19 protein-coding genes are annotated in these 19,996 nt (G+C 63.5%); 13 read left to right on the top strand and 6 right to left on the bottom strand.

The window, feature by feature from the left end; translation table 11 throughout:
• Window positions 1–101 precede the first annotated feature (101 nt).
• From argS to ACQ4WY_RS23335, 7 genes are read left to right on the top strand one after another with little or no spacing between them, the layout of a single operon-like run.
• Entirely contained in the window at window positions 102–1,811 is a 1,710-nt protein-coding gene (gene argS, locus ACQ4WY_RS23365; RefSeq protein WP_353658944.1) for an arginine--tRNA ligase, read from the top strand.
• A 20-nt stretch (window positions 1,812–1,831) separates the two neighbouring features.
• Window positions 1,832–2,542, top strand: coding sequence for an SPOR domain-containing protein (locus ACQ4WY_RS23360; RefSeq protein ID WP_436506128.1), 711 nt, complete (start codon window positions 1,832–1,834; stop codon window positions 2,540–2,542).
• A gap of 9 nt (window positions 2,543–2,551) precedes the next feature.
• A complete protein-coding gene (locus tag ACQ4WY_RS23355; protein WP_436506127.1) occupies window positions 2,552–3,223 on the top strand; it encodes a thiol:disulfide interchange protein DsbA/DsbL in 672 nt (223 codons plus the stop codon).
• Between the two features lie 37 nt (window positions 3,224–3,260).
• Window positions 3,261–4,043: an SDR family oxidoreductase gene (locus ACQ4WY_RS23350; RefSeq protein WP_436506126.1), complete on the top strand. Its 783-nt coding sequence runs from the start codon at window positions 3,261–3,263 to the stop codon at window positions 4,041–4,043.
• A gap of 15 nt (window positions 4,044–4,058) precedes the next feature.
• Window positions 4,059–4,853 carry a biotin--[acetyl-CoA-carboxylase] ligase gene (locus tag ACQ4WY_RS23345; protein WP_436506125.1) on the top strand — a complete coding sequence of 265 codons (795 nt, stop codon included), beginning with the start codon at window positions 4,059–4,061 and terminating at the stop codon, window positions 4,851–4,853.
• 4 nt (window positions 4,854–4,857) lie between these two features.
• Window positions 4,858–5,616, top strand: coding sequence for a type III pantothenate kinase (locus ACQ4WY_RS23340; protein WP_436506124.1), 759 nt, complete (start codon window positions 4,858–4,860; stop codon window positions 5,614–5,616).
• Entirely contained in the window at window positions 5,610–6,308 is a 699-nt protein-coding gene (locus tag ACQ4WY_RS23335; protein ID WP_436506122.1) for an SPOR domain-containing protein, read from the top strand. Before ACQ4WY_RS23340 ends, ACQ4WY_RS23335 begins: the two co-directional genes overlap by 7 nt.
• A 137-nt stretch (window positions 6,309–6,445) precedes the next feature.
• On the opposite strand, the gene ACQ4WY_RS23330 is transcribed toward ACQ4WY_RS23335, so the two are convergent.
• From ACQ4WY_RS23330 to ACQ4WY_RS23305, 6 genes are all read right to left on the bottom strand, one after another.
• Window positions 6,446–7,489, bottom strand: coding sequence for a septal ring lytic transglycosylase RlpA family protein (locus ACQ4WY_RS23330; RefSeq protein ID WP_353658951.1), 1,044 nt, complete (start codon window positions 7,487–7,489; stop codon window positions 6,446–6,448).
• Window positions 7,489–8,604 carry a rod shape-determining protein RodA gene (gene rodA, locus ACQ4WY_RS23325; protein WP_099379982.1) on the bottom strand — a complete coding sequence of 372 codons (1,116 nt, stop codon included), beginning with the start codon at window positions 8,602–8,604 and terminating at the stop codon, window positions 7,489–7,491. The genes ACQ4WY_RS23330 and rodA overlap by 1 nt, the downstream gene beginning before the upstream one ends.
• 8 nt (window positions 8,605–8,612) lie before the next feature.
• Complete coding sequence (gene mrdA / locus ACQ4WY_RS23320) at window positions 8,613–10,583, bottom strand: penicillin-binding protein 2 (RefSeq protein ID WP_353658952.1); 1,971 nt, start codon at window positions 10,581–10,583, stop codon at window positions 8,613–8,615.
• A gap of 12 nt (window positions 10,584–10,595) precedes the next feature.
• A complete protein-coding gene (gene mreD / locus ACQ4WY_RS23315; RefSeq protein ID WP_353658953.1) occupies window positions 10,596–11,108 on the bottom strand; it encodes a rod shape-determining protein MreD in 513 nt (170 codons plus the stop codon).
• Window positions 11,105–12,172 (bottom strand): rod shape-determining protein MreC, encoded by a 1,068-nt coding sequence (gene mreC / locus ACQ4WY_RS23310; RefSeq protein WP_436506121.1) that lies wholly within the window; start codon window positions 12,170–12,172, stop codon window positions 11,105–11,107. Before mreC ends, mreD begins: the two co-directional genes overlap by 4 nt.
• A 109-nt stretch (window positions 12,173–12,281) precedes the next feature.
• Entirely contained in the window at window positions 12,282–13,325 is a 1,044-nt protein-coding gene (locus ACQ4WY_RS23305; RefSeq protein WP_010393186.1) for a rod shape-determining protein, read from the bottom strand.
• Between the two features lie 351 nt (window positions 13,326–13,676).
• On the opposite strand from ACQ4WY_RS23305, the gene gatC reads away from it, so the two are divergent.
• The 6 genes from gatC (at window position 13,677) to ACQ4WY_RS23275 (ending at window position 19,981) form a co-directional block, all read left to right on the top strand.
• Window positions 13,677–13,979 carry an Asp-tRNA(Asn)/Glu-tRNA(Gln) amidotransferase subunit GatC gene (gatC, locus tag ACQ4WY_RS23300; protein ID WP_070222787.1) on the top strand — a complete coding sequence of 101 codons (303 nt, stop codon included), beginning with the start codon at window positions 13,677–13,679 and terminating at the stop codon, window positions 13,977–13,979.
• 52 nt (window positions 13,980–14,031) lie between these two features.
• Window positions 14,032–15,516: an Asp-tRNA(Asn)/Glu-tRNA(Gln) amidotransferase subunit GatA gene (gene gatA / locus ACQ4WY_RS23295; RefSeq protein ID WP_436506120.1), complete on the top strand. Its 1,485-nt coding sequence runs from the start codon at window positions 14,032–14,034 to the stop codon at window positions 15,514–15,516.
• Between the two features lie 37 nt (window positions 15,517–15,553).
• On the top strand, window positions 15,554–17,029 hold the full coding sequence (gene gatB, locus ACQ4WY_RS23290) for an Asp-tRNA(Asn)/Glu-tRNA(Gln) amidotransferase subunit GatB (RefSeq protein WP_353660899.1): 1,476 nt from the start codon (window positions 15,554–15,556) through the stop codon (window positions 17,027–17,029).
• A 190-nt stretch (window positions 17,030–17,219) separates the two neighbouring features.
• Complete coding sequence (locus tag ACQ4WY_RS23285; RefSeq protein WP_436506119.1) at window positions 17,220–17,603, top strand: BlaI/MecI/CopY family transcriptional regulator; 384 nt, start codon at window positions 17,220–17,222, stop codon at window positions 17,601–17,603.
• Window positions 17,600–18,847, top strand: a complete 1,248-nt coding sequence (locus ACQ4WY_RS23280) for a TonB family protein (protein WP_436506118.1) — start codon at window positions 17,600–17,602, stop codon at window positions 18,845–18,847. Before ACQ4WY_RS23285 ends, ACQ4WY_RS23280 begins: the two co-directional genes overlap by 4 nt.
• A gap of 96 nt (window positions 18,848–18,943) precedes the next feature.
• On the top strand, window positions 18,944–19,981 hold the full coding sequence (locus ACQ4WY_RS23275; RefSeq protein WP_436506117.1) for an oxidoreductase: 1,038 nt from the start codon (window positions 18,944–18,946) through the stop codon (window positions 19,979–19,981).
• Window positions 19,982–19,996: the final 15 nt, after the last annotated feature.

Raw genomic sequence — 19,996 nt, 5'->3', positions numbered from 1 at the left:
AGTATAATTAAGCCAGTGTGGGCGGCTTGGGTACTTGCCGTCCGTTTTGCTTTTTGATTCATTCTATTCATTCTTAACGCGGTTCCGCCGCCATCCTGCTCATGCTCGCCCAACAGAAACAAGAAATCATCGCCCTGTTCCAGGCCGCCCTCGCTCCCGTCCTGGCCGGCACTTCGCTTGAGCCTACCGTGGTGCTCGAGCGACCACGCGATGCATCGCATGGCGACGTCGCCTGCAATATCGCCATGCAACTGGCCAAGCAGCTGAAACAGAATCCCCGCGAACTGGCGCAAACCATCGTCAGCGCCGTGCTGGCCAACCCGGCCGGCAAGGGCCTGGTCGAGGCAGTGGAAATTGCCGGTCCCGGCTTCATCAACGTGCGCGTGTCCGCCGCCGCCAAGCAGGCCGTGGTGAAAACCATCCTGAGCCAGGCCGACAGCTATGGCCGCAGCACGGCAGGCGCCGGCAAGCAAGTCATCCTGGAATTCGTCTCGGCCAACCCGACCGGTCCGCTGCACGTGGGCCACGGCCGCCAGGCAGCCTTGGGCGACGCCCTGTCTTCGCTGTTCGACGCGCAAGGCTACCAAGTGACGCGCGAGTTTTACTATAACGACGCGGGCGTGCAGATCCAGACCCTGGCCAACTCCGTGCAGGCGCGTGCGCGCGGCTTCAAGCCGGGCGACGCCGAATGGCCCGAGTCCGCCTACAACGGCGACTACATCGCCGATATCGCCAACGACTTCAAGGCCGGCAAGACGGTCTCGGCCAGCGATGGCCAGCCAGCTTCGGCGAATGGTAACGTGGAAGACATCGATTCGATCCGCCCGTTCGCCGTCACCTACCTGCGCAACGAGCAAGATATCGACTTGCAAGCCTTCGGCGTGAAGTTCGACAATTACTATCTGGAATCGTCGCTGTATGCGGACGGCAAGGTCAATAGCGCGGTCGAAACCTTGATCAAGGCGGGCCACACCTACGAGCAGGATGGCGCGCTGTGGCTGCGCACCACCGACTTCGGCGACGACAAGGACCGCGTCATGCGCAAGACGGACGGCACCTACACGTATTTCGTGCCGGACGTCGCCTATCACCTGGTGAAATGGCAGCGCGGCTTCGTGCAGGCCATCAATATCCAGGGCAGTGACCACCACGGCACCATCGCGCGCGTGCGCGCCGGCCTGCAAGCGGTCGACATGGGCATCCCGCAAGGCTACCCCGACTATGTGCTGCACAAGATGGTCACCGTCATGAAGGACGGCGAAGAAGTCAAGATTTCGAAGCGCGCCGGCTCCTACGTGACCGTGCGCGACCTGATCGAATGGTCGGGCGGCGGCGACATCGCCAAGGGCCGCGACGCCGTGCGCTTCTTCCTGATCTCGCGCAAGGCCGACACGGAATTCGTCTTCGACGTCGACGTGGCGCTGAAAACCACCGATGAAAACCCGGTCTATTACGTGCAGTACGCGCATGCGCGCATCTGCCGCATCCTGGAAAACTGGGGTGGCGATGCAAGCACGGTCGCCAACGTCGATCTGTCCCCACTGACGGCACCGACCGAAGCGACCCTGCTGGCGACCCTGGCCGCCTACCCGGAAATGCTGGCGCGCGCGCAAGCGGAACTGGGACCGCATCAAGTCGCCTTCTACCTGCGCGACCTGGCCGCCAACCTGCACAGCTTCTACTTCGCCGAAAAAGTGCTGGTCGAGGACGAAGCCGTCAAGATGGCCCGCCTGGCCCTCGTCATCGCCGCGCGCCAGGTGCTGCGCAACGGTCTGGCACTGATCGGCGTGTCCGCGCCAAACAAAATGTAATCGCGAAGGTCTAACAGTCAATGAATCACGCCTCCCGTTTCTCTTCGACCCGGCGCCAGCAGGGCAATACCCTGGTCGGCATCATCATCGGCCTGGTCATCGGCCTGGGCATCGCCGTGGTGGTCGCCCTGGTGATCACCAAGGGTGCCTCGCCCTTTACCGACAAATCGGGCAAGGCCGGCAAATCGGCCGAACCGACGGCCGGCCAGATCGCCGACCCGAACAAGCCGATGTACGGCAACAAGGAAGCTGCCAAGGAAGCGGCGCGCGACTTCTCCAAGGAGCCACGCGAGATCGTCACGCCGACGCAGCCTGCTGCGCCGGCACCTGCTCCTGCGCAGCAGCCGAAGGCGCCGCCGCCGGACGCGCTGCAGGAACTGATCGGTACATTGAAGGACAAGCCGGCGCCGAAAACGCCAGCGGCAGCACCGGCAGCACCCGCGCCGCAAGCCAAGGCCGACGTGAAAGAGGCGAAGGCCGATGCAGCCAGCGACAAATGGATTTATTATCTGCAGGCCGGCGCCTTCCATGACATGTCGGACGCCGAAAGCACGCGCGGCAAACTGGCGCTGCTCGGCTTCGAAGCGGCCATCAGTGACCGCAGCACCGACGCCGGCGTGCTGCACCGCGTGCGCATCGGACCGTTCAACCAGCTCGAAGCGATGAACCGCGCGCGCACCAAACTGTCTGAAAACGGCATCGATGTCGCCGTCGTCCGCAACCAAAAATAAGGAACCAGCATGCGTTTTCTGAAGAAAATCCTGTTCGCCGCCGCCCTGTGCACTGCCGCCATGGGCGCATCGGCCTCGCCGGCCGAGCCGAAGAACGGCGTCGAGTACGAAACCCTGGCCACGCCGCAGGCGACGGAATCGGGCAAGAAAATCGAAGTGACGGAATTCTTCGCTTATTACTGCCCGCATTGCAACGTACTTGAACCGCAACTGGCGGCCTGGGTCAAGAAACAGGGCGACAACATCGTCTTCAAGCGCGTGCACGTGTCGCGCGATGACAGCGTGGCGCCGCAGCAGCGGCTGTTCTTCACCCTGCAAGCCATGGGCCTGGTCGACAAGCTGCACACCGGCGTCTTCCACGCCATGCACGTGGAACGCAACCGCCTGAACACCGACGACGCCGTCTTCGATTTCGTCGCCAAGCAGGGCGTGGACCGCCAGAAATTTATCGACACCTACCGTTCGATGGGCGTCTCGGCCCGCGTGCGCCGGGCGGATGCCATGATGCAGGGCTATAACGTGACGTTCTGGCCCATGATCGCCATCGATGGCCGCTACATCACCTCGCCTTCGCAGGCCGATCAGGGCAGCAAGTCGGCCAAGAACGAAGAGCAGCTGAACGCCCAGGCTTTGAGCGTGATGGACGTGCTGGTCGCGAAAGCCAAAGCGGAAAAGAAATAAGCATGGCCACTTCCCTGGCGCGCCCGGGCATCGCCTGATGCAACGCGTTTTCATCACGGGCGCGTCGAGCGGACTGGGCGCCGCCCTGGCGCTGCAGTACGCGCGCCAGGGCGCCCAACTAGGCTTGCTGGCCCGCCGCGGCGACACCTTGCAGCAACTGATCGCTTCCCTGCCCCACCCTGAACTCCACCGCGCCTACGCCGTCGATGTGTGCGACCACGCCGCCCTGAAAAGCGCGGCCGATGACTTTATCGCCGGCGCCGGCGGCATCGACGTCGTCATCGCCAGCGCCGGCGTGTCGTACGGCACCTTGAGTGAACACGCGGAAGACCTCGACGCCTTCGCGCGCCTGATGGCCATCAACGTCACGGCCACCGTCGCCACCTTCGCGCCCTTCATCGCAGCCATGAAAAGCCAGGCCAACGGACGCCTGGTGGGCATCGGCAGCGTGGCCGGCATCCGTGGCCTGCCCGGCGCCGAAGCCTACAGCGCCTCGAAGGCGGCCGTCATCAGCTACTGCGAATCGCTGCGCCTGGAACTCAAACCGGCAGGCGTCAAGGTCGTCACCATCACGCCCGGCTACATCGACACGCCGATGACGCGCCACAACGCCTACCGCATGCCTTTCCTGATGCCGGCCGAAAAATTCGCCGTGCGCGCCGCGCGCGCCATCGCCGATGGCGACAGCTACCGCGTGATCCCGTGGCAGATGGGCGTCGTCGCCAAGCTGCTGCGCGCGCTGCCCAATGCCATCTACGACCTGGCCTTCGCCAACGCGCCGCACAAGGCGCGCAGCAAGCCATCCGGCGACAGCCAGTAAAACCAAGCTCTCCCCATGACGAAGCACTCAGACCTGAACAGCGCGGCCATCGCCGCCCATTGCGCCACGGGCGCCTCCCACGTGACCATCGAAGTGGTCGACGAAACGGGATCGACCAACGCCGACCTGCTGGCGCGCTGCGCCACACTGGCCGGCCCCACCCTGCGCATCGCCGGCCAGCAGACGGCCGGACGGGGACGTGCCGGGCGGCCCTGGGTGTCGCAGCCGGACGCCAGCCTGATGTTCTCGCTGGCCTGGCGCTTCAAGGGACCGCTGCATCAGCTGGTCGGCCTGCCGCTGGCCGTCGGCGTGGCGCTGGCCGAAAGCATGACGGCGCTGGGCGTGCCGGTGCAGCTGAAGTGGCCGAACGACCTGCTCAAGGATGGCCACAAACTGGCTGGCATCCTCGTCGAGACGCAGCAGGCGACCGACGGCGGCGTGTGGGCCGTCATCGGCTGCGGCATCAATCTGCTGATGCCCGATGCGCTGGAACGGCAGATCGGCCGCAGCGTCTCTGCCGTGCCCTGGCTGGCGCAGATGGAGCGCAATACCCTGGTGGCGGCCTTGCTCAGCCGCCTGGCCGGCGTGCTGGCCGAATTCGACGATACGGGCTTTGCGCCATTTACGGAGCGCTGGAACACGCTGCATGCGTGGCAGGGGCAGCACGTGAAAATTCTCGACAACGGCCAGTTGCTGCAGCAAGGCGTGGCGGCCGGCGTGGACCAGCTGGGCCGCCTGCTGCTGCGCACCGATGGCGGCCAGCAGGAAATCATGTCCGGCGATGTGTCCTTGCGCCTGACCGGGGAGTAAGCGCATGCTACTGCTGATCGACGCCGGCAATACGCGCATCAAATGGGCGCTCGTGACCGCCGATAGCCCCCTCGGCGGCTGGCTGGCCAGCGGCACCGTCACGCACGCGCAGATCGATACGCTGGCTGCGCAGTGGGAGACACTCGCCATCAATGAGGCGCTGCTGTCGAACGTGGCAGGTACCGTCATCGGCACGCGCCTGCGCGCCATGCTGCCGGTAATGCCCCATGACTTCGTCTCGCTGCCGCAGCTGGCCGGACTGACGAACGCCTACCGCGTGCCGTCGCAACTGGGCTGCGACCGCTTTGCCGCCGCCATCGGCGCGCAGGCGCTGGCGCCTGGCCAGGCCGTCATCGTCGCCAATTGCGGCACAGCCACCACCATCGACGCCATCACGGCCGATGGCGTTTTCCTCGGCGGGATGATCTTGCCAGGACTGGGATTGATGGCCAGCTCGCTGGCGCGCAACACGGCGCAACTGCCGCAAATCGCCAGCGACGCCGTGCTGCCGGCCGGCTTTGCCGACAACACGGACGACGCCATCCTCTCCGGCTGCCTGGCGGCGCAGGCGGGCGCCATCGAACGGGCCGTGCGCATGCACGGCGCCAGCGCCTGCCTGCTGTCGGGCGGCGCCGCACCGCGTATCGCACCGGCCCTGGCGCTGGCGGTGCCGCTGCAACTGGTGGACAATATCGTCATGCTCGGCCTGCAGGCGGCCGCGCGCGCCGGGGCCGCAGGAACACAAGGAAACCACGTATGCTGAAATTCGTCTTCTGGCTGCTGGCCGGCGTCAACCTGCTGGTGCTGGCCATCGGCCAGGGCTATCTGGGCAGTTTTCGCACCGAGACGCGCGAACCGGCGCGTCTGAAAAACCAGCTGCAGGCGGGCAAGCTCACCTTGCTGACGCAGGAGCAGGCCACGGCGCCCGCCGCGCCGGCTGCTGCCGACGAGGGCGCGACGCCGGCGGCGGCCGCACCGGCGACGGCGCCATCGTATGCCTGCACGGAAGTGGGCAATTTCCTGCTGGCTGACGGGCGCCGCTTTGAAGCGCAAGTGGCGGCGCTGGACCTGGGCGACCGCCAATCGCGTCGCAACGTAGCCGGCCAGGAGGTTTCCAGCTATATGGTGTACATCCCGCCGCAGGGCAGCAAGGAAGGCGCCGACCGCAAGGCCGGCGAATTGAAGCAGCTGGGCGTGACGAATTACTTCATCATGAACGAAAGCAGCCCGCTGCGCTGGGGCATTTCACTGGGCGTATTCAAGTCGGAAACCAGCGCGCAAAGCCAGCTGGCATCGCTCAACAAACAGGGCGTGCACAGCGCCCGCGTCGCGCCGCGCTACAGCGCCGGCAAGCAGCTCGCCTACCAGTTCCGCGACCTCGACGCCACCACACGCGCGCGTCTCGAGAAGATCAAAACGCAATTCCCTGAACAGGAACTGCGCAACTGCAAATAAGCACCTGACTAAACCTACTGCGCGTCGCGCTTTGCGGCCTGCGATGCTCGCTGTGCTCCAGCACAGCTGCGCTTCTTAGCCACAAATCGCTGCCGCTCGCTACGGTTTTATCAGGCGCTTTGCGCCGTCAGGCGCGCCTATCGCTGGATCACGATGGGCTTGATACCAGTCGATTCCGGTAAATTCGCCGCCGCGCGCGCCGCATCGGCGCGGCTGGAGAATGGTCCGCCGTACAGGCGGAACAGGTTACCAGCCTGCACCACGCCCAGGGTCCCCAGGGCTGCCGCGTACGGCGCCAGGCGCGAACGTCCCGATTCCGCATTGTCGGCGCGCGTGTAAGCGCCCAGCTGCAAATAGAAGCCGCTGGCCAGCGCCGCCGGGGCCGGCATGGCGACCGTCGCATCGACGGGCAGCATCTGCGTCGACACTTCCGGCTGCACTACGGCGCCCGTTTCCACGGGCGTGTCGATGGAGATCGCCACCACGGAAGGCACCGGTTTTGGCGCCGCACGGGCCGCCAGGATGGCATCGATATCGGCTGGCAGCAGCCGTTCGACCACCACCTGGTGGCTGCCCTTGCCCAGGAAGCCCAGTTTCAGCGCCGCCGTGTAGGACACGTCGATGACGCGCGTGGCGTGGAAGGGACCGCGGTCATTGATGCGCACGATCACCTGCTCGCCGCTGTCGATGCTCGTCACGCGCGCATACGACGGAATCGGCAAGGTCGGATGGGCCGCCGTCATCTTGTACATATCGTAGATTTCACCCGACGAGGTGCGCTGGCCATGGAATTTCTTGCCATACCAAGTGCCCGTGCCCTTCTGCTTGAATGGTTCATTGTCGGTAATCGGCGTATACGTCTTGCCGAATACGACATACGGACGGTTCGAGCGCGTGGAATATGGCTCGTTGCGCACTTCCGCGTCGGGCACGTCGCGCAGGTTGGCCGGCGGATTGTCGCCCGGACCATCGTCCTTGTAGTAGCCGCCGCGCCCGGAGCCGGCCGCCGGCAATACCGGCAAGGTGGGATCCTGGCGCACGGGCACCTTGACCTTGCCGCCGGATGGCAGCGGCACATTATTCGATGCGGGCTTTTGCGGCGTGGTGCCGCAAGCGGCCAGGGTCAGCAAAGCGGCCAGGCTCAGCCCGCGCATGGCGAAGGTATCGAAAGGCGCGCGCATCAGGTCTGCACCAATTTGCGATGGCGCTGAATGCTCATCAGGATACCGGTGGCCACGCCCAGGGTCAGCAGCGCGGTGCCGCCATAGCTGAGGAATGGCAAGGGAACGCCGACCACCGGCACGATGCCGCTGACCATGCCCATGTTGACGAAGGCGTAAGTAAAGAAAATCATAGTGATCGCTCCTGCCAGCAAACGAGTGAAAAAACTGGGGGCGTTGGCGGCGATCATCAGCCCCCGTCCCACCAGCAGCAAATACATCAGCATCAGGATCAAGTTACCGACCAGGCCGAATTCCTCGGAATACACGGCAAAAATAAAATCGGTCGTGCGTTCCGGAACAAACTCCAGGTGGGCTTGCGTGCCGTGTGTCCAGCCCTTGCCCGTCATGCCGCCGGAACCGATGGCGATGATGGACTGGATGATATGGAAGCCCTTGCCTAGCGGGTCCTTGGTCGGGTCGATCAGCATCATCACCCGGTCGCGCTGGTAATCATGCAGATGCGACCAGGCGATCGGCAGGCAGGAAACAAAGGTGATCAGCAAGCCGGCCAGCACCTTCCACGACAGGCCTGCCAGGAAAATGACGGTAAAGCCGGCCGCCACCACCAGCAGCGCCGTGCCAAGATCGGGCTGGCGCGCGATCAGATAGACGGGCGCCAGCAACAGCACGGCCGCCATCAGGAACGATTTCCAGCGCAGGGCGCCCGCATTGTGCTGGAAGAACCAGGCCAGCATCAGCGGCGTGGCGATCTTCAGGAATTCGGAGGGCTGGATGTCGATCACGCCGATATGCAGCCAGCGCCGCGCACCGAGCTTGATGGTGCCGAACAGCGCCACGGCCACCAGCAAGATCACCGACACCGTATATGCGGGCACGGCGATGCGCATCATCATCTGCGGCGTGACATTGGCCGCCACCCACATGACGAAAAAGCACAGCAGGATGTTGCGCAGGTGGTCTTCGATCTTGCCCGGGATGCCGATGCTGGCCGAATACAGGGTCAGCAGGCTGGTGCTGAGCAGCATCAGGATGATGATCATCAGCGGCGGATCGAACACCGCCAGATAGGGTTTGGCGCGCCGCCACAGCGAGCGCCTCTCGTTAATGGGCATGTGCTTCCTTATTGCCTGGCAGGTACCGCCGGGGCGGCCTGCTCGTCAGTGATTTCTTCCAGGGTGCGCACTTCGTCGACATCTTCCTTGGGCACCTTGGTGGTGTCCTTTTCCTTGTCGCTCGGGCGCTTACCCAGCAAGTAGTAGTCGAGCGCCTTGCGTGCGATCGGCGCGGCCACGCCGGCGCCGAAGCCCGCGTTTTCCACCACGATGGCAATCGCGATGCGCGGCTTGTCGGCCGGCGCAAAGGCCGTAAACAAGGCGTTGTCGCGCAGGCGTTCGGCCAGCAGCTTGGCATTGTACTTCTCGTTTTTCTTGATGCCCACCACCTGCGCCGTACCCGTCTTGCCACCCACCGTGTACTGCACGCCGGTGAAGATGCGCGCGGCAGTGCCGCCCTGCTCGCTGGTCACGCCCACCATGGCGCGCTTGATGGTGTCGATGTTTTCCTGCTTGAGCGCGATGCGGTAGCTTTCCTTGGGCACCGTCAGGGTGCGCGCGCGCGTGGCGGCGTCTTCGATGATCTTCACCAGATGCGGTTTCATCACCACGCCGTTGTTGGCCAGGTTGGCCGTCGCGTGGGCGATCTGCAGCGGCGTGTAGGAATTGTAGCCAGAGCCGTTACTCACCGAAATCGTATCGCCGCCCACCCATTTTTTCTGCTGCGGCGTCTTGAAGCGGTTGCGCTTCCATTCCGTCGACGGCAGCACGCCCGTCTTTTCGTTATTCAGGTCGATGCCCGTCAACTGGCCGAAACCGAACGGTTTCATGAAGTCGTGAATGGCGTCGATGCCCATGTCGCGGCCCAGTTGGTAGTAATAGGTATTGCACGAAACGACGATGGACTTGTGCATGTCCACCGTGCCATGGCCGCCCACCTTGTCGTCGCGGAAGGTGTGGCCACCGAGGATGAAGAAACCGGGATCGGAAATCGACTGGCTCGGCGTGCGCTTGCCCAATTCGAGCGCGGCCAGCGCCATGAAGGGCTTGAAGGTCGAGCCGGGCGCGTAGGTGCCGGACAGGGGACGGTTGACCATCGGCCGGTCCAGCGAGGTATTGAGTTCGTTCCAGCTTTGCTGGTCGATACCGTCGACGAACAGGTTGGGGTCGTAGCCTGGCTTGGACACGTAAGCGAGGATGTCGCCCGTGGCCGGGTCGATGGCCACGGCCGCGCCGCGCCATTCGCCGAACGCTTCCTCGACCACTTTTTGCAGTTCGATGTCGATCGACAGGATCAGGTTATTGCCAGGGGTGGCCGCCGTGCGCGACAAGGTGCGCATGGCGCGACCGCCGGCCGATACTTCCACTTCTTCGTAGCCGGTGGTGCCATGCAGCTGCTTTTCGTAGCTTTTTTCCAGGCCTTCCTTGCCGATATGGTCGGTGCCGTTGTAGTTGGCCGCGTCCTCGCCCTCTTCCAGCGCCTTGGCTTCACTACGGTTGATGCGGCCGATGAAGCCCACCACGTGCGATGCTACCTCGCCCATCGGATACTGGCGGAACAAGCGCGCCTGCACCTCGACGCCGGGGAAGCGGAAGCGCTGCGCCGTGAAGCGCGCCACTTCCTCGTCCGTCAGGCGCGTGCGCAGCGGTACGCTGACGAAGTTCTTCGACTCTTCAAGCAGCTTCTTGAAGCGGCGGCGGTCCTTGATGTCGATCTGCACCAGGGTCGACAGCTCGTCGATCACGGAATCGAGGCTGGCGCTCAATTTCGATGGCGTGATTTCCAGGGTATAGGCCGAATAATTGCGCGCCAATACCACGCCGTTGCGGTCGAGGATCAGGCCGCGCGTGGGCACGATGGGTACCACGGCGATGCGGTTGTCCTCGGCCTTGGTCGCGTAGTCCTCGTGCTTGATCACCTGCAGCCAGATGAAACGCGCCAGCAGCAGCGAAAAGCAGACGAAGACGAGCGCGCCCAGGATGGTCAGGCGCATGCGGAAGAAATGCAGTTCGCGCTCGGTGTTCTTAAGTTCAGTCATGGCAGGCGCTCGTCAGATCGGCCGGTTATGGTCGCGGTCCACGGCGCGGCGCTGCGGTGCCAGCAAGACCCACGTGACGACGGGCCACAGGGCGACGGCGACGAAGCTCTCGATGAAATTGAGCCAGCCGGGGAAGCGGCCCGAGACGATCAAACGCGTCAGCAATTGCAACGCCTGCGTCAGCAGCAGCAGCGGCAGCACGTGCAGCGCCTGCGTCAGGATGGGGAACCACAGCACGCGACGGTGCATCATGATGGCGAAATACGACAGCAAGGTATAGGCCAGCGCATTCTCGCCCAGCAGGGTCGAATCGTGCACGTCCATCATCAGGCCCATGAAGAACGCCACGCCGATGCCGACCTTGCGCGGCTGGTGTATGCCCCAGAAAACCAGCACCAGGGCGACGAAATCGGGCACGCCGACGAACTGCCCCCATGGCAGCAGATTCAGCAGGAAAGCGCACAGCAGTGAAAACCCGATGAACAGGGGGCTGACCGGCAACAGGATGTAATGCGGGCGGTTCATCGTGTCGCTTCCTTCGGTGGCACGGCGGCAGGTGTTGGTACGGCGGCAGGCGCAGCCGGTTTCGGCGCGGGGCCGGCAGGCGGTTTCGCGGCCGGCGCGGCGGCCGTATTGGTGGCCGGTGGTGTCGCAGCGGCGGCGGCAGGCTCCTTGGCCGGATCCTTGATCGGCGCCATCTTGCCGGCGATCTTGCGGCCCGTCTTGACATCTTCAGCGGGCGGGCGCGGTGGGATCTCGGGTGACGTCATCAAGATGAGCAGCTGGGTATTGCGTTCGATGCCAGCCAGCGGCTGGCACACGACACGGCCGAACGGGCCATGCGCATTGCGCTCGACCAGAGTCACGCGCGCCACAGCCAGGCCGGCCGGGTACAGGCCGTCGAGGCCCGAGGTAATGACGATATCGCCGATCTGGATGTCGGCGCTGGGGGCCGTAAAGCGCAGCTCCATGGTGCCGGACTTGCCGCGGCCGATGGCCACGCTGCGCACGCCATTGCGCAGCAGCTGCACGGGAATGGCCTGCTCTTCATCGGTCAGGAGCGTCACTTCGGAGGTGAATGGGAACACGCGCGTGACCTGTCCCACCACACCCAGGTTGTCGATCACGGGGCGGCCCAGTTCGACGCCATGCTGAATGCCCCGGTCCAGCACGATCTTGCGCGTGGCCGAATCGCGCGTGTCATACAGCACTTCGGCCATCATGGTCTTGACGGGGACGCGCTCGCGCGCTTCCATCAACTTGCGCAAGTGATTGTTTTCAACGATGTTGAGCTGCGCCTGCTGCATGATCTGCGCCGAGGCGATCTGTTCGTGCTTCAGGTCGCGCACCTGTTTTTCCAGGGCGGACAGCGAAGAGAAGTAATTACCGACACCGAACGCCACATCGCGCGGCACCAGGGCCGCCATCTGCACCGGATACAGCACGGTGCCGACGGCCTGGCGCACGGCCGTCAGCGCGTGCATGCGCGAATCGACCAGCAGCAGGGCGATAGAAATGCCGGCGAACACCATCATCTTGACGCGGGCAGAGGCGCCTTGTTTGAAAAGTGGCGGAGGACTGTATTCCATGACTTCCAATAATCAGGCCAGGCGCAGTGCGCCAACGTGCAGGCCCCGGTCAGACGCCGGCGCCAAAACCAAAAAAAGGCCGGAGATGGTTTCCGGCCCTTCTGTCAGATTATTCGTAGGAGAAGATCGAGCCGAGCTTGTCCATACGTTCCAGGGCCATCCCGGAACCACGCACCACGCAGGTGAGCGGATCCTCGGCCACCAGCACAGGCAGGCCGGTTTCCTCCATCAGCAGGCGGTCCAGGTCGCGCAGCAGTGCGCCGCCGCCCGTCAGCATCATGCCTTTTTCGGCAATATCGGCGCCCAGTTCCGGCGGCGTCTGTTCCAGCGCGTTCTTCACGGCCGAGACGATGTTGTTCAGCGGGTCGGTCAGCGCTTCGAGGATCTCGTTGCTGGAGATGGTGAACGAGCGCGGGATGCCTTCGGACAGGTTGCGGCCCTTGACTTCCATTTCCTTCACTTCCGAACCAGGAAAAGCCGAACCGATGGCCTTCTTGATGGCTTCAGCCGTCTGTTCGCCGATCAGCATGCCGTAGTTGCGGCGGATGTAGTTGACGATGGCTTCATCGAACTTGTCGCCGCCCACGCGCACGGAACCCTTGTAGACCATGCCGCCCAGCGAAATGATGCCCACTTCCGTGGTGCCGCCGCCGATGTCGACCACCATCGAGCCGGTCGCTTCCGACACGGGCAAGCCCGCGCCGATGGCCGCCGCCATCGGTTCTTCGATCAGGTACACCTGCGAGGCGCCGGCGCCCAGGGCCGATTCGCGGATCGCGCGGCGTTCGACCTGGGTCGAACCGCACGGCACGCAAATGATGATGCGCGGCGAAGGACGGAAGAATTTCGAGTCGTGCACCATGCGGATGAATTGCTTGAGCATCTGCTCGGTCACGGTGAAGTCGGCGATCACGCCATCTTTCATCGGACGAATCGCTTCGATATTGCCCGGCACCTTGCCCAGCATCTGCTTGGCTTCCTTGCCGACTGCCTGAATGGTCTTCTTGCCATTCGGACCGCCTTCCTGGCGGATGGCGACGACGGACGGTTCGTCCAGGACGATACCGAGGCCGCGCACATAAATAAGGGTGTTGGCCGTGCCCAAGTCAATGGCCAGATCGGTGGAGATATACCTGCGTAAAAAACCAAACATGAGTGTCCTGTAGCGCATCGAGCTGCGCAAAAGCTGTTTATGGGGAGTTTCAAAGCGGGCGCTTTCAGGCACCCTGAAAATCCATGAAGGCGATTTTCCCGGGTTTCGCTTGGCGCTTGCGCAATCTTTTCTATGCTGCGGCAGCAGTCCATCGGCGCCGACAACGCATTAACCCGCCATTCTACCTTATAATTTGAATGCGATTTGCTCAAAAACCATGGAAAAGTGCGACTCTTGCGGCCGCGACTTACGCGGCATTCCTCGACTTTTGTGAGCAAAAAAGCAGCAAATACCCGCGTTTTATCAAAACGCCAACTTAATACTCATGCGCGTCACTCCGCGCCATTCGCCATGTCCCTGACACTATCCGACGTAAAACGCATCGCCCACCTGGCACAACTTGAAATGGCCGACGATCAGGCCGTCACGTCGTTGGCCCAATTGAACAAGATTTTTGCACTGGCGGAACAAATGCAAGCCGTCAATACCGATGGCGTGGCCCCCCTGAGCCACCCGCTGGCCGCCCACATGGACAATATCGCCCTGCGCCTGCGCGAGGACGTCGCCACGGAACAGAACCGCCGCGACGCCTACCAGGCCGTGGCGCCGAAAGTCCAGGATGGACTCTATCTGGTGCCAAAAGTGATCGAGTAACTGCGCCGCTCCATGCTGTTGCCTTCCCGTCGAATATCAAAATAGAAACGCCATGCATACAAAATCCATCAAACAGTTGTCCACGCTTTTGCAGAACAAGGAAATTTCCGCCGTTGCGCTGGCGACGCATTTCCTCGACCGCATCGAAGCGGACAACTCGAACGCCTTTTTGCACGTCGACCGTGCCCTGACCCTGGCGCAAGCTGCCGAAGCGGATGCACGCATCGCCGCCGGCACGGCCACGCCCTTGACGGGCGTGCCGATCGCGCACAAGGACTTGTTCGTCACTAAAGGCTGGCGCACGACGGCCGGCTCGAAAATGCTGGCCGACTACGCCAGCCCGTTTGACGCCACCGTGGTGGAAAAATTCCAGGCGGCCGGCATGGTCACCCTGGGCAAGGTCAATTGCGATGAATTCGCCATGGGTTCCGGCAACGAGAATTCGGCCTTCGGCGCCGTGCAGAATCCGTGGGACAAAAACGCCGTGCCAGGCGGCTCGTCCGGCGGCTCGGCCGCCGCCGTTGCTGCCGGCCTGACGCCGGCAGCAACCGGTACCGACACGGGCGGCTCGATCCGCCAGCCAGCCGCGTTTTGCGGCATCACCGGCATCAAGCCGACGTATGGCCGCGTCTCGCGCTTCGGCATGATCGCCTTTGCCTCGTCGCTGGACCAGGGCGGCCCGATGGCCCGCTCGGCCGAAGACTGCGCCCTGCTGCTGACCGCCATGGCCGGCTTCGACGAACGCGATTCGACCAGCCTGTCGCCGGAACAGGGCGGCGTGGCGGAAGATTTTTCGCGCAGCCTTGATGAACCCCTTACGGGCTTGCGCATCGGCGTGCCGCGCGAGTACTTCGGCGAGGGCCTGGCCAAGGACGTGGAAGCGGCCGTGCGCGGCGCACTGGCGCAATATGAAAAGCTGGGCGCCACCCTGGTCGACATCTCGCTGCCGAACACGGCCCTGTCGATTCCCGCCTACTACATGATCGCCCCGGCCGAAGCGTCGTCGAACCTGTCTCGCTACGACGGCGTGCGCTACGGCCACCGCGCGGCCGAGTACAAGGATTTGCAGGACATGTACAAGAAGTCGCGCGCCCAGGGCTTCGGCCCGGAAGTGCAGCGCCGCATCATGGTCGGCACCTATGTGCTGTGCCACGGCTACTACGATGCCTACTACCTGAAGGCGCAAAAGATCCGCCGCCTGATCGCGCAGGATTTCGACGCCGTGCTGAATGGCCCGAACGCCGTCTGCGACGTCATCATGGGACCGGTCGCGCCGACTGTCGCCTGGGACCTGGGCGACAAGACGGATGACCCGGTGGCGAACTACCTGGCCGACATCTACACACTGTCGACCAGCTTGGCCGGCCTGCCCGGCATGTCGATCCCTTGCGGCTTTGGCGATGGCGAGAAAAACAGCAAGCGCCCCGTCGGCCTGCAAATCATCGGCAATTATTTTGGCGAAGCCAGGCTGCTGAACATCGCCCACCAGTTCCAGCAAGTGACGGACTGGCATACGCGCAGCCCTGCAGGCATTTAAGAAAAAATTCGCGCCGCCCAGGTGGCGCCACCAAAAAATAAGCGAGAACACTATGCAATGGGAAGTCGTCATCGGTCTTGAGAACCACGTACAGCTCACGACCGAATCCAAAATTTTCAGCGGTTCGCCGATCAAGTACGGCGCCGAAGCCAACACGCAAGCCAGCCCCGTCGACCTGGCGCTGCCAGGCGTGCTGCCGGTGATGAACAAGCAGGCCGTCGACCGCGCGATCCGCTTCGGCCTGGCCGTCGGTGCCACCGTGGCGCCACACTCGGTCTTCGCGCGCAAAAACTATTTTTATCCGGATTCTCCCAAGGGCTACCAGATCAGCCAGTTCGAAGACCCCGTCGTCATCGGCGGCGCCCTGACCTTCGGCTATGAAAAGGATGGCGAATTCGTCACCAAGACGGTGAACCTGACGCGTGCCCACCTGGAAGAAGACGCCGGCAAGTCCCTGCATGAAGACTATGCGGGCATGAGCGGCATCGACTTGAACCGCGCCGGCACGCCGCTGCTGGAAATCGTCTCGGAACCGGAAATCCGCAGCGCCGCCGAGGCCGTGGCCTATGCCAAGGCGCTGCACTCGCTGGTCATGTGGCTGGGCGTTTGCGACGGCAATATGCAGGAAGGCTCGTTCCGCTGCGACGTCAACGTTTCCGTGCGCCCCGTCGGCCAGAAGGAATTCGGCACCCGCTGCGAGATCAAGAACCTGAACTCCTTCCGCTTCATCGAAGAAGCCGTGCACGTCGAAGTACGCCGCCAAATCGAACTGATCGAAGAAGGCGGCAAGGTCGTGCAGGCGACGCGCCTGTACGATCCGGACCGCAAGGAAACGCGCGAAATGCGCAGCAAGGAAGACGCCCAGGATTACCGCTACTTCCCGGATCCTGACTTGCCGCCGCTGGTCATCTCGCAAGCGTGGATCGATACCGTCAAGGCCTCGATGCCGGAACTGCCGGCCGCCATGCGCGCCCGTTTCATCAGCGAATACGCGCTGCCGGACTACGATGCGCTCGTGCTGACGCAATCGAAAGCCATGGCCACCTATTTCGTCGCCGTGGTCGACAAGGCCGGCAAGGAAAACGCCAAGGCCGCCGCCAACTGGCTGATGGGCGACGTATCGTCGACCCTGAACCGCGAAGGCGTGGACCTGGACGACGCGCCCGTCTCCGCCGCGCAGCTGGCCGCCATGCTCAAGCGCATTGCCGACGGCACGATCTCGAACAAGGCGGCAAAGGAAGTCTTCGCCGGCATGTGGGAAGCCAAATCGAACGACGAGCACCTGGTCGACGCCATCATCGATGCCAAGGGCTTGAAGCAGATCTCGGATTCGGGCGCCCTGGAAGCCATCGTCGATGAAGTGCTGGCGGCGAACGCCAAGTCAGTGGAACAGTACCGTGCCGGCAAGGAAGCGGCCATCAACGCGCTGATCGGACAAGCCATGAAGGCATCCAAGGGCAAGGCCAACCCGGCCCAGCTGACGGAACTGCTGAAGGCCAAGCTAGCGGGATAATTCCCACGCCCCCAAGAAAAAGACGCCGCGGCGTCTTTTTTTCTGCCTGGCCGCTCCACGCATAAACAAGCTTGTCTAGTTTTTCCCCATGCCTGTAAGGCACTGATGCGGCATATAAAATTAAAGTATACATTTCTGTCTACAACGATTAATCTAGCTACATTGAAATTCCAGCAAGAGGAAAAACAGCATGGCCAAGACTCCCGATATCCCGAAACCAACGGCTGCCGAGCTCGATCTGCTGCAAGCACTGTGGCCGCTGGGCGCCGCCACGGCCAAGCAGGTGCACGAGGCGATGACGTTGGCCAAGCCTGCCATCACGTATGGCACCGTGCTGCGCCTGATGCAGATCATGCATACCAAGGGCTTGCTGATTCGCGATGCAAGCCAGCGTTCGCACGTGTATGCGCCGGCCCAGGCGCAGGACAGCCTGCAGACGAATCTGCTCAAGGAATTGATGCAAAAAGCCTTTGCCGGTTCGGCCAAGGCGCTGGTGCTGGCGGCACTGCGCACGGGTGTGTCGCGCGCCGAACGCGAAGAGATAGAAAAAATGCTCAAGGACGATCAATCATGAGCGGCTTCGTGCCAGCGCTGGGCTGGACCCTGCTGCATTTCCTGTGGCAAGGCTTGCTGATCGGCTGCGCCACGGCGCTGGCGTGGGCAGTCTTGCGCAATGCGCGTCCCGAGGCGCGCTACGCCGTCGGTTGCGGCGCACTGCTGGCATGCCTGGCATGGCCGGCAGTGGGCTTGTATTTGCGCCTGGCCGATGGTGATGCCACGGGTGCCATGTTCTCCAGCACCTTGCTGCCGACCGCACTGCTCATGCCCACGACCCTTCCAGACCTGGACCTGCTTCTTCGCGCCATCGTCGGCGTCTGGGCCCTATGCGCCGCAGTGCTGGCCGTGCGCATGGCACTGGGCATGCTATGGATAGAGCGCAGCGCCAGCAAGACGGACGCCGCACATGGACAACTGCAGACAAGGCTGTCGCGCATGGCGCAGGATGCCGGCGTGGCGCGGCCCGTGGGCCTGCGCGTACTCGACAACATCGCCAGCCCGCTCACGGCCGGCATCTGGCGCCCCATGGTGCTGGTGCCTGCAGCGCTGATCACCGGCATGCCGCCGCACCTGCTCGATGCGCTGCTGGCGCACGAACTGGCACACATCCGGCGCCACGATTATCTGATCAACCTGCTGCAAAACGCCATCGAGGCGCTGCTGTTCTTCCACCCTGCCGTCTGGTGGATCTCTCGCGGCGTGCGCCTCGAACGCGAACATATTGCAGATGATTTCGCAGCAAGACAACTGGGCGAACCGCGGCGTCTGGCTCTTGCACTCTCGGAACTGGAACGTCTCCAGTTCTCAACCCACCACCTGGCCCAGGCGGCCAACGGAGGAGATCTTATGTCACGTATCAAACGATTGCTGCGCCCTGCACCACAAACCCTGAACTGGAAAGCGGCCGTGCCGCTGCTGGCACTGGCCGGCGCCTGCCTCGGCATCTACGGCCAGGCCGTCGCCGCCGACAGCGCTCCCGTGCTGGAACGTCGCCCCGTCATCGACTTTGGCGTCTGCGGCAAACCGGTCTATCCAGCCGCATCGCTACAGGCGAAAGAAGAGGGCACGGTCAACATGTCCTTTGACGTCAATGCCTCCGGCAAGGTATTGGGCTCGAGCGTGGTCAAAAGCAGCGGCCATCCGGCCCTCGACGAAGCGGCGCGCAGCGGCATTGCCAAGTGTACGTTCAAGCCTGCCCTCGCTGGCGGCAAGCCTGTCAGCGCCAGCGTCAAGGTGCAATACGTCTGGAGCCTGAACTAATTCAGGAGCGGCGGCTCGTCGCAGCATTGCAGCAGCGGTGCCGCCGCCCGCTTGCGGGTATGATCATGGATTCTTCCACGCACCTGTGAATCCGCCATGAACAAGATCAAGACCGGCCTGGTCGGCTACGGCTTTGCCGGCTCCACCTTCCACGCTCCCGTGCTGTCTACCATCGATGCCCTGGAGCTGGCCGCCGTCGCCTCCAGCAAGCCGGACCTCGTGCACAAGGATTGGCCGAACGCCACCGTGTATGCGGATGCGGCGCAACTGTTTGCCGATCCGTCCATCGAGCTGGTCGTCATCGCCGCACCCAACGAGGCGCATTTCAGCCTGGCGCAAGCGGCCCTGCAGGCGGGCAAGCACGTGGTGGTCGACAAGCCCTTCACCATTTCCAGCGCCGAAGCGCAGAGCCTGATCGCCCTGGCGCAAGAGCGCAAGCTGGTGCTCAGCGTGTACCACAACCGGCGCTGGGATGGCGACTTCCTGACCCTGAAAGCGCTGCTGGCGCAGGGCACGCTGGGGCGCATCGCCAGCGTCGAATCGCATTTCGACCGTTTCCGCCCCGAAATCCGCCAGCGCTGGCGCGAGTCCGGCGCACCGGGCGGCGGTTTGTTGTACGACCTGGGTCCGCACATGCTGGACCAGGCCATGCAGCTGTTCGGCCAGCCGGAAAAGCTGTACGCAGATATCGCCCTGCAGCGCGATGGCGCGCAAGCCGTCGACTATATGCACATCGTGCTGTACTACGACCGGCTGCGCGTGGTGCTGCAAGCCGGTTGCCTGGTAAAGGCGCCGACGGCGCGCTTCGCCGTGCATGGCGACAACGGTAGTTTCGTGAAGTTTGGCCTCGACCCGCAGGAAGATGCCTTGAAGGCGGGCGGCAGGCCGGGACAGCCCGGCTGGGGCGTGGACCCCGTGCGCGGCGCGCTGCACCTGGGTGCGCAGCCGGACGGACATGTTGAACACCTCGAGATGCAGGCGGGCCGCTACCAGGACTTTTACCAGGGCATGGCCGACGCCATCCGCCACGGCGCACCGGCGCCCGTGGCAGCCGAAGATGCGGCGGCAACGATACGCCTGATCGAACTGGCGCTGCAAAGCGCCGCCGAAGGACGCGTGCTCACGGCCAGCTGATTCGATGTCAACCGA

The organism is Janthinobacterium salmonicoloratum (assembly GCF_051380845.1).
Classification (GTDB): domain Bacteria; phylum Pseudomonadota; class Gammaproteobacteria; order Burkholderiales; family Burkholderiaceae_D; genus Janthinobacterium; species Janthinobacterium lividum_F.
The sequence above is the reverse complement of the archived record's forward strand: the minus strand, read 5'-3'. Positions and strand labels throughout refer to the sequence as shown.